This is a genomic window from Nocardioides sp., assembly GCF_036401255.1.
In the GTDB taxonomy this organism is placed as follows: domain Bacteria; phylum Actinomycetota; class Actinomycetes; order Propionibacteriales; family Nocardioidaceae; genus Nocardioides.
Genome location: NZ_DASWVI010000346.1, coordinates 1 through 8,997 on the forward strand (window position 1 = coordinate 1; position 8,997 = coordinate 8,997).

Genomic DNA, 8,997 nt, shown 5'->3' on the forward strand with positions numbered 1-8,997 from the left:
CCGCTGGTCTCGCTGCGCGGCGGCCTGTCCGTCCTCACGGCGCGCCTCGCCGAGGAGCTCGGCCCCGAGACGGTCGTCACCGGTGCCGCCGCCCGGGGCCTCGAGCGCCGCCCGGAGGGCGGCTGGAGCGTGTCCACCGCCGCCGGGACGTTCACCGCCGCCCAGGTCGTGCTGGCGACGCCGGCGTACGTCACCGCCGACCTGCTCGCCGAGGTCGCCCCGGGTGCCGCCGGGCTGCTGCGGTCCATCGACCACGTCGACGTCGCGAACGTGACCTTGGCCTTCCGGCGCGAGGAGGTGCCGCCGCTGCCGCCGGGCACCGGCTTCCTCGTGCCGCCGGTCGAGCACGAGCTGGTCGTCGGGTGCAGCTGGCTCTCGCAGAAATGGCCGCAACCCGACGACGACCTGGTGCTGATCAAGACGATGGTCGGGCGGTCCGGCGACACCCGCTGGCTCACCATGGACGACGAGCGGCTGGAACGGGAGGTCCGTGCGGCGCTCGCCCGGATGCTCGGCATCCGCGCGGCCCCCGTCGACCGCGTCGTCCAGCGCTGGCCGGGTGCGATGCCGCAGTACGTCGTCGGGCACGCCGCCCGGCTGGCGGCGCTCGACGCCCAGCTCGCCGCCGTCCCCGACCTGCGCCTCACCGGCGCGGCGTACCGCGGGGTCGGCCTCGCCGGCTGCGTCGCCCAGGCCGCTGCGACGGCCACCAGCCTGCTCACCACGCAAGGAGCCTCCGCATGAGCCACCCGACCGGTCACCCCGGCGGTCACCCCGGCGGCCTCGAGCTGCCCCGCAGCGTCGACTACGCCCAGCGGCCGATGCTGGTGTTCTGGGAGGTCACCCGCGCGTGCCTGCTGGCCTGCCGCCACTGTCGTGCCTCGGCGGCGCCGGACCCGTTGCCCGGGGAGCTCACCGGTGCCGAGGGCCGGGCGCTGATCGACCAGGTGGCCGGGTTCGGACGGCCCTACCCGATCCTGATCCTCACCGGTGGGGACTGCCTGCTCCGGCCGGACGTGTTCGAGATGGTGGCCTACGCCAACAGCCTCGGCGTCCCGGTCGCGATGTCGCCGTCGGTGACGCCGCGGCTCACGCCCGAGGCGATCCAGCAGATGGTCGACGCCGGGGTCAAGGCGGTCTCGCTCAGCCTCGACGGCGCCACCCCCGCCACCCACGACGGCGTCCGCGGCATCCCCGGCCACTTCGACGAGACGATCCCGGCGATCCGGGCCCTCGTCGCCGCCGGCCTGAAGGTCCAGATCAACACCACCGTGATGCGGTCCAACCTCGACGAGCTCGCCGACATCGCGGCGATCATGGCCGAGACCGGGGTGGCGATCTGGGAGGTCTTCTTCCTCGTCCACGTCGGGCGCGGCGAGGCCACCGGTGCGATCACGCCGGCGGAGCACGAGCAGGTCTGCCACTTCCTCTACGACTGCTCCCACTACGGGTTCACCGTCCGCACGGTCGAGGCGCCGTTCTTCCGCCGCGTGGTCGTGCAGCGCAAGGCGGGCGGCCCGGCGCCGGTCGAGGAGCCCTACCTCCGGCTGCGCGGCCGGCTCGTCGAGCGGCTCGGCCCGCCCGTCGGCCGGTCGACGGCGCACACGGTGTCCACGCGCGACGGCAAGGGCATCGTGTTCGTCGCCCACGACGGGCAGGTCTACCCGGCCGGCTTCCTCCCGCTGCCGCTCGGCTCGGTGCGCGAACGGCCGCTGGTCGAGATCTACCGTGACAACGAGGTGCTGCGCAGCATCCGGGCCGCGGAGTTCGGCGGTCGCTGCGGTCGGTGCGAGTACGCCGACCTCTGCGGCGGCTCGCGCGCCCGCGCGTACGCCGACACCGGCGACCCGCTCGCCGAGGACTCCGCGTGCACCTACCAGCCGGCGCTGGCCTGACGACCGGCGCGTTGCGCGCCGCCCGATAGCCTTCGGGTCATGGCTGGAGGCTTGTTCGCGCTGCTCGACGACGTCGCCGCGCTCGCGCGCCTGGCCGCCGCCTCGGTCGACGACGTCGGCGCCGCCGCGGGCCGCGCGACCACCAAGGCCGCCGGCGTGGTGGTCGACGACACCGCGGTGACCCCGCAGTACGTCCATGGCGTCACCGCGGACCGCGAGCTGCCGATGATCCGGCGCATCGCCGTGGGCTCGATCCGCAACAAGCTCCTGCTGATCCTCCCGGTCGCGCTGGTGCTCAGCCAGTTCCTGCCCTGGCTGCTCACGCCGATCCTGATGCTCGGCGGCGGCTACCTCTGCTACGAGGGCGCCGAGAAGGTGTGGGGCCGGATCCGCGGCCACGAGGCGCACGCCGCCCCGGTCGCCGAGGCGGGCGCGGACGCCGAGAAGGCGATGGTGAGCGGCGCGATCCGCACCGACCTGATCCTGTCGGCGGAGATCATGGTCATCGCACTCAACGAGGTGGCCGACGAACCGTTCCTGAGCCGGCTGCTGATCCTGGTGGTCGTGGCCATCGTGATCACGATCGCGGTCTACGGCGTCGTCGGCGTCATCGTGAAGATCGACGACGTCGGCCTGGCGCTCACCCAGCGCAGCTCGGCCGGCCTGCAGCGGCTGGGTCGCGGGCTGGTGGCGTTCATGCCGCGGCTGCTCGCCACGATCTCGGTCGTCGGCACGGCCGCGATGCTGTGGGTCGGCGGCCACATCGAGCTGGTGGGGCTCGACGAGCTGGGCTGGCACGCGCCGTACGACGCGGTGCACCACCTGGAGGAGAAGGTCCACGACGCCGTCTCCGGGGTCGGGGGAGCGCTCGGCTGGCTGGTCAACACCGTCGCCTCGGCCGTCCTCGGCCTGGTGGTGGGCGGGCTCGTCCTGGTCGTCGTCCACCTGCTGCCGTTCGGCAGGAAGCACGCCCCCGCCCACTGACCGTTGACTCGGGACTTCTGCACTCGACGTCCGGTCCCACCGGCGCGGGGCGGGGTCGCGAGGATTCCGTCAACCGGCGATCGCCGTCCTACGCTTGCCGGGTCCGCGTGGGAGATCCCCAGACGTGCAGATGCACGACGCAGACCCGGACTCCACCCTCCCGAGGAGACAACCGATGGACTTCAAGGTCGCCGACCTCTCCCTGGCCGACTACGGCCGCACCGAGATCCAGCTCGCCGAGCACGAGATGCCGGGCCTGATGGCGATGCGCGAGCGCTACGCGGCCGAGCAGCCGCTGAAGGGCGCCCGGATCGCGGGCTCGCTGCACATGACGATCCAGACGGCGGTGCTCATCGAGACCCTGGTCGCCCTGGGCGCCGAGGTGCGCTGGGCCTCCTGCAACATCTTCTCCACCCAGGACCACGCGGCCGCCGCGATCGCGGTCGGCCCGAACGGCACCCCCGAGGACCCGCAGGGCGTCCCGGTCTTCGCGTGGAAGGGCGAGACCCTCGAGGAGTACTGGTGGTGCACCCAGCAGATCCTCGACTGGCCCGGCGACGCGCTGCCGAACATGATCCTCGACGACGGCGGTGACGCGACCCTGCTCGTGCACCTCGGCGTGCAGGCCGAGAAGACCGGTCAGGCGCCCGACCCGGCGACGGCGACCAGCGCCGAGCAGCGCATCATCTTCGAGGTGCTCGGCGCGGCACTCGCGAAGAACGCCAACCACTGGACCCCGATCGCGAACTCGATCAAGGGCGTCACCGAGGAGACCACCACCGGGGTGCACCGTCTCTACGAGATGATGCGCGAGGGCACGCTGCTCTTCCCGGCGATCAACGTCAACGACTCGGTCACCAAGTCGAAGTTCGACAACAAGTACGGCTGCCGCCACTCCCTCATCGACGGCATCAACCGGGCCACCGACGTGCTCATCGGCGGCAAGGTCGCCGTGGTGTGCGGCTACGGCGACGTCGGCAAGGGCTGCGCGGAGTCCCTGCGCGGCCAGGGCGCCCGGGTGATCGTCACCGAGATCGACCCGATCTGCGCGCTGCAGGCCTCGATGGACGGCTACCAGGTCACGACCCTCGAGGACGCCCTCCCGATCGCGGACATCATCATCACCGCCACCGGCAACAAGGACGTCGTCACCGTCGACCACATGCGGGCGATGAAGCACAACGCGATCGTCGGCAACATCGGCCACTTCGACAACGAGATCGACATGGCCGGCCTCGAGGCGCCCGGCGTCGCGGAGCGCAAGAACGTCAAGCCGCAGGTCGACGTGTGGACGTTCCCGACGGGGAAGTCCATCATCGTGCTCTCCGAGGGCCGCCTGATGAACCTCGGCAACGCGACCGGGCACCCCTCGTTCGTGATGTCGAACTCCTTCACCAACCAGGTGCTCGCCCAGATCGAGATCTTCACCAAGACCGAGGAGTACCCGGTCGGCGTCTACGTGCTGCCCAAGCACCTCGACGAGGAGGTCGCGCGCCTGCACCTGGACGCGCTGGGCGTCAAGCTCACGCGGCTGAGCGAGACCCAGGCGGCGTACCTCGGCGTCGACGTCGCGGGCCCGTACAAGCCCGAGCAGTACCGGTACTGACCGGCGGTTCGTCGCCTCGACCAGCCCTGAGGAACGACCGGCGTCTCGAGACCACGCGGTGCCGACTTTCGGCTCACCGGATCTCGATACGCCGGTCGCGACCTCCTTCGTCGGTCGCGCGGCTCCTCGATCTCCGTGCGTGTTCCTCGCCCTCGCACGCTCAGGCGAGGCGCACTAAGGCAAGATGGAGGGCATGACTGAGCCCGTCGGCGCACCCGGCGCTCCAGGCGGTGAGACCTACACCAAGGGGCGGATCCTCGTCGTCGACGACGACGCCTCACTGGCCGAGATGCTCACGATCGTGCTGCGCCAGGAGGGCTTCGAGAGCCGGATCGTCGCGCGCGGCGACCTGGCCCTGGAGGCGTTCCGCGAGTACCGGCCGGACCTGGTGCTGCTGGACCTGATGCTGCCCGGCAAGGACGGCATCGACGTCTGCAAGGAGATCCGCGCCGAGTCGGGCATCCCGATCGTGATGCTGACGGCGAAGGGCGACACCGTCGACGTCGTCGTCGGCCTGGAGTCGGGCGCCGACGACTACGTCGTCAAGCCGTTCAAGCCCAAGGAGCTCGTCGCGCGGATCCGGGCCCGCGTACGCCGGTTCGACGCGCCGAGCCAGGAGACGCTGACGATCGGCGATCTGACGATCGACGTCGCGGGGCACGCGGTGACCCGGGCGGGCGAGCGGGTCAACCTCACGCCGCTGGAGTTCGACCTCCTGGTGTGCCTGGCGCGCAAGCCGTGGCAGGTCTTCACCCGCGAGGTGCTGCTCGAGCAGGTCTGGGGCTACCGGCACGCCGCCGACACCCGGCTCGTCAACGTCCACGTCCAACGGTTGCGCTCCAAGGTCGAGCACGACCCGGAGAACCCCGAGATCGTCGTGACGGTCCGCGGCGTGGGGTACAAGGCCGGGACCGCGTAGGACGCCGTGGCCCGCCTGCGCTCCCCGGGGAGCTCCCACCGGCTACCGGAGTCCGTGCGCCGAGGGCTGACCTTCTGGCGGCGCTCGATCCAGGCCCGTGTCGTCGCGAGCACGCTGATCCTCTCGGCGGGCGTGGTGAGCGTGGTCGGCTGGTTCCTCCTCCAGCAGACCCGAGACGGCCTGCTCGAGCACCGCGTCGACGCCGTGGTGGCGGAGGCGAACGACGAGACCGCGGAGGCGCGCGACCTGCTGAAGTCGGCGCCCGGCATCGACAGCGACGCCTTCGGCCAGCAGCGCTCGCTCGCCGGGACGCTGATCCAGCGGGGCGAGACGCGAGGGTTCTCGGTCATCCTGGTGGGGCCCACCGAGCCCGGCAGCCGGATCTCCGACGGCGGCGCGAACCGGACCAGCGGCCTGGACACCACCAGCGTCCCCGACGCCCTCGAGCGGCACTTCGACCAGGCCACCTCGACCGCCTGGACGTACACGACGATCCGCACGATCACCGACGGGGTGCGCACCGAGCAGCCCGGCATCGCGGTCGGCTCCCAGGTGCTGCTGCCCTCGGACGCCGAGCGCTACACGCTCTACTACCTCTTCCCGCTCGACGAGCAGGAGGAGACGCTGGCGCTGGTGACCCGGGCGCTGCTGACGGCCGGCGTGCTGCTGCTGGTGCTGGTCGCCGGCATGACCTGGCTGGTGACCCGGCAGGTCGTCACGCCGATCCGCCTGGCCCGCAAGGTCGCCGAGCGGCTGGCGGCCGGTCAGCTCCAGGAGCGGCTCCGGGTGTCCGGCGAGGACGACCTGGCCCGGTTGGCGACCTCGTTCAACCAGATGGCCAGCAACCTCCAGCGCCAGATCCGCCAGCTCGAGGAGCTGAGCCGGGTGCAGCGCCGGTTCGTCTCCGACGTCTCCCACGAGCTGCGCACCCCGCTGACCACGGTGCGGATGGCCGGCGACGTCCTCCACGACGCGCGCGAGGCGTTCGACCCCGCGACCGCGCGGGCCGCGGAGCTCCTCCAGACCGAGCTGGACCGGTTCGAGACGCTGCTCGCCGACCTGCTGGAGATCAGCCGCTTCGACGCCGGTGCCGCGATCTTGGACCTCGACGACGTCAACCTGGTCGACGTCGCGCACCGGATCGTGGACGTCACGCGGCCGCTGGCCGAGCAGCGCCACGTGCGGGTCGAGGTCCGAGCTCCCGACCAGGCGTGCCTCGCCGAGGGCGACGTACGCCGCATCGAGCGCATCGTGCGCAACCTCGTGACCAACGCGATCGACCACGCGGCCGCGGACGGGCCGGGCGCGGGGATCGTCATCCACGTGGCCGGCGACGACCACGCGGCCGCGATCGCGGTCCGCGACCACGGGGTCGGGCTGGCGCCGGGGGAGGCCTCGATGGTGTTCAACCGGTTCTGGCGGGCCGATCCCGCGCGGGCCCGCACCAGCGGCGGGACCGGGCTGGGTCTCTCGATCGCCCTCGAGGACACCCACCTGCACGGCGGCTGGCTCCAGGCCTGGGGCCGGCCGGGCGAGGGTGCCCAGTTCCGGCTCACGCTGCCCCGCCGCGCCGGAGCGGTGCTGCGGCACAGCCCGCTCCCGCTCGTGCCCGCGGACGTCTCGGAGCCGGTCTCGTGACCCGGCGGCGTACGGCGCTGCTGCCGGTCCTGGTGCTCACCGTGGTGGCTGCGGTCGTGAGCGGCTGCGTCCGGCTCCCGCAGAACGGCCCCGTGGTGGAGACCCGGTCCGAGGGCGACGTGTCCACCGACACGGGGGTGTCCTTCGACCCGATGCCGCCGCAGGCCGGGGCCACGCGCGCCGAGATCGTCCGCGGCTTCCTCATCGCCATGCAGAAGACGCCGATCAGCACGAAGGTCGCCCGCGAGTTCCTGACCGCCGACGCCGCGGCCGCGTGGAACCCGCAGCAGGAGACGATCACCTATCCCGTCTCGCCGACCCCGCTCGAGCGGCGCGGCCGCGTCACGATCTCGCTCGACGGCGCCAACCACCTCGACAGTCGCGGCGCCTGGCAGGGCCCGCTCCCCGACCGGCGCACCGAGATCACGTTCGGACTGTCCCTGCAGGACGGCCAGTGGCGGATCGCCGACCTGCCGGACGCGCTGATCGTCCCGCAGGACTGGTTCCAGCAGTACTTCCGGCAGGTCTCGCTCTATTTCTTCGACCCCACGGCGTCGATCCTGGTGCCCGAGCCGGTCTTCGCCCCCCGCGGCGACCAGTTCGCCTCCGCGGTCACCCGGGCCCTGCTGCTCGGACCCTCCGGGGGGTTGGACCGGGTCGCCCAGACCTTCACGCCGGCCGGGCTGCAGGTCGCGGTCGGGGTCACCGTGTCCGACGCCGGGCTGGCCGACATCCTGCTCTCCGGCGAGGTGGGCCCGCTCACCGCGGAGACCATCAAGCTGATGCTGGCCCAGCTGGCGTGGACGCTGCGCCAGGACCCGGCGATCGAGAGCATCCGACTGTCCGTCGGCGGTGACCCGGTGCCGCTGCCCGGCGGCGTCTCGTCGTACCGGGTCGACGGCGGCGCGCAGTACGACCCCGCCGGGTTCCAGGCCAGCCCGCTGCTCTACGGGCTGCGCCGCGGCGGCCTGGTGTCGGGGACCCCGAGCGGTCTCACGCCGGTCGACGGCGACCTGGGGGCCCGCGAGCTCGGCCTGCGGTCGGTGGGCGTGAGCCTCGACGCGAGCGAGGTGGCCGGCGTCGCCGGAGGCGGTACGACGGTCCTCGTCGGCGGGCTCGGTTCCGGTGCCGACACCGGGGTGCGGACCGTGGTGAGCGACGGGACCGACTTCCTCAAGCCCGCCTGGGACTTCTCCGGGCGGATGTGGCTCGTCGACCGGACCGGTCGCGGCGCCCGCGTGTCCTACGTCCGTGACGACACCGTGCGCTCGCTCGAGGTGCCCGGCATCTCCGGCGAGCAGGTCCGCTCCTTCCTGGTCTCCCGGGACGGCACTCGCCTGGTCGCGGTCGTCCGCCGGGCCGCCGGCGACCGGTTGGTCGTCAGCCGGATCCAGCACGACGGCACCGGGCGGGTGCTCGGCGCGACGCGCGCCCGGCGTATCGGGAACGCCGACTCGACGCTGCCGATCCGTGCGATCGCCTGGCGGAGCCCGACCAGCGTCGCGGTGCTGAGGCCCGCGGTGAGCACGTCGCCGGCGTCGGTCGAGATCGCCACGGTCGACGGGTCCCCGTCGGGGCAGGAGCCGTCCGCGGTGAGCGTCGCCGGTCGGCTCATCGGCCTCGCGGGGTCGCCGGCGGGCGACGAGCCGGTCTTCGGCCTGACCCGGGAGGGTCTCGTCGAGATCACCAGCGCCGACCAGCGGGTCACCCCGATCGAGAAGGGCGTCACCGAGCTGGTCTACGCCGGCTGATTCCACAGGCCTCGCTCGTCCGGTTGAGCCGCGCGTGGCGACCTGCTGCGATCGGGTGTGCTCCGCGACGTCCTCGACGGGTCGCTCGACCTGCTCCTCGGTGGGGCCTGCGTCGGCTGTGCCCGGCCCGGGCGGGCCCTGTGTGCCGCGTGCGCGGCGCTGCTCCCCGAGACCGCGGCGCCCGCCTGGCCGACGCCCGTCCCC

General features: G+C 72.7%; 7 protein-coding genes. All 7 read left to right on the plus strand.

Going from position 1 to position 8,997, the window contains the following annotated elements:
* On the plus strand, positions 1-744 hold a 744-nt coding region (gene hemG, locus VGD85_RS16065; protein WP_331064442.1), incomplete at its 5' end, for a protoporphyrinogen oxidase.
* The gene (locus tag VGD85_RS16070) at positions 741-1,895 is read left to right on the plus strand and encodes a TIGR04053 family radical SAM/SPASM domain-containing protein (RefSeq protein ID WP_331064443.1); all 1,155 of its coding nucleotides are present in this window, start codon (positions 741-743) and stop codon (positions 1,893-1,895) included. The genes hemG and VGD85_RS16070, both read left to right, overlap by 4 nt.
* A 39-nt stretch (positions 1,896-1,934) precedes the next feature.
* Positions 1,935-2,879, plus strand: coding sequence for a DUF808 domain-containing protein (locus VGD85_RS16075; protein ID WP_331064444.1), 945 nt, complete (start codon positions 1,935-1,937; stop codon positions 2,877-2,879).
* Between the two features lie 175 nt (positions 2,880-3,054).
* Positions 3,055-4,485, plus strand: a complete 1,431-nt coding sequence (ahcY, locus tag VGD85_RS16080; RefSeq protein ID WP_331064445.1) for an adenosylhomocysteinase — start codon at positions 3,055-3,057, stop codon at positions 4,483-4,485.
* Between the two features lie 193 nt (positions 4,486-4,678).
* On the plus strand, positions 4,679-5,404 hold the full coding sequence (gene mtrA / locus VGD85_RS16085) for an MtrAB system response regulator MtrA (RefSeq protein ID WP_331064446.1): 726 nt from the start codon (positions 4,679-4,681) through the stop codon (positions 5,402-5,404).
* A gap of 54 nt (positions 5,405-5,458) precedes the next feature.
* A complete protein-coding gene (gene mtrB, locus VGD85_RS16090; protein WP_331064447.1) occupies positions 5,459-7,042 on the plus strand; it encodes an MtrAB system histidine kinase MtrB in 1,584 nt (527 codons plus the stop codon).
* Positions 7,039-8,793, plus strand: a complete 1,755-nt coding sequence (locus VGD85_RS16095) for an LpqB family beta-propeller domain-containing protein (protein ID WP_331064448.1) — start codon at positions 7,039-7,041, stop codon at positions 8,791-8,793. The genes mtrB and VGD85_RS16095 overlap by 4 nt, the downstream gene beginning before the upstream one ends.
* Positions 8,794-8,997 lie beyond the last annotated feature (204 nt).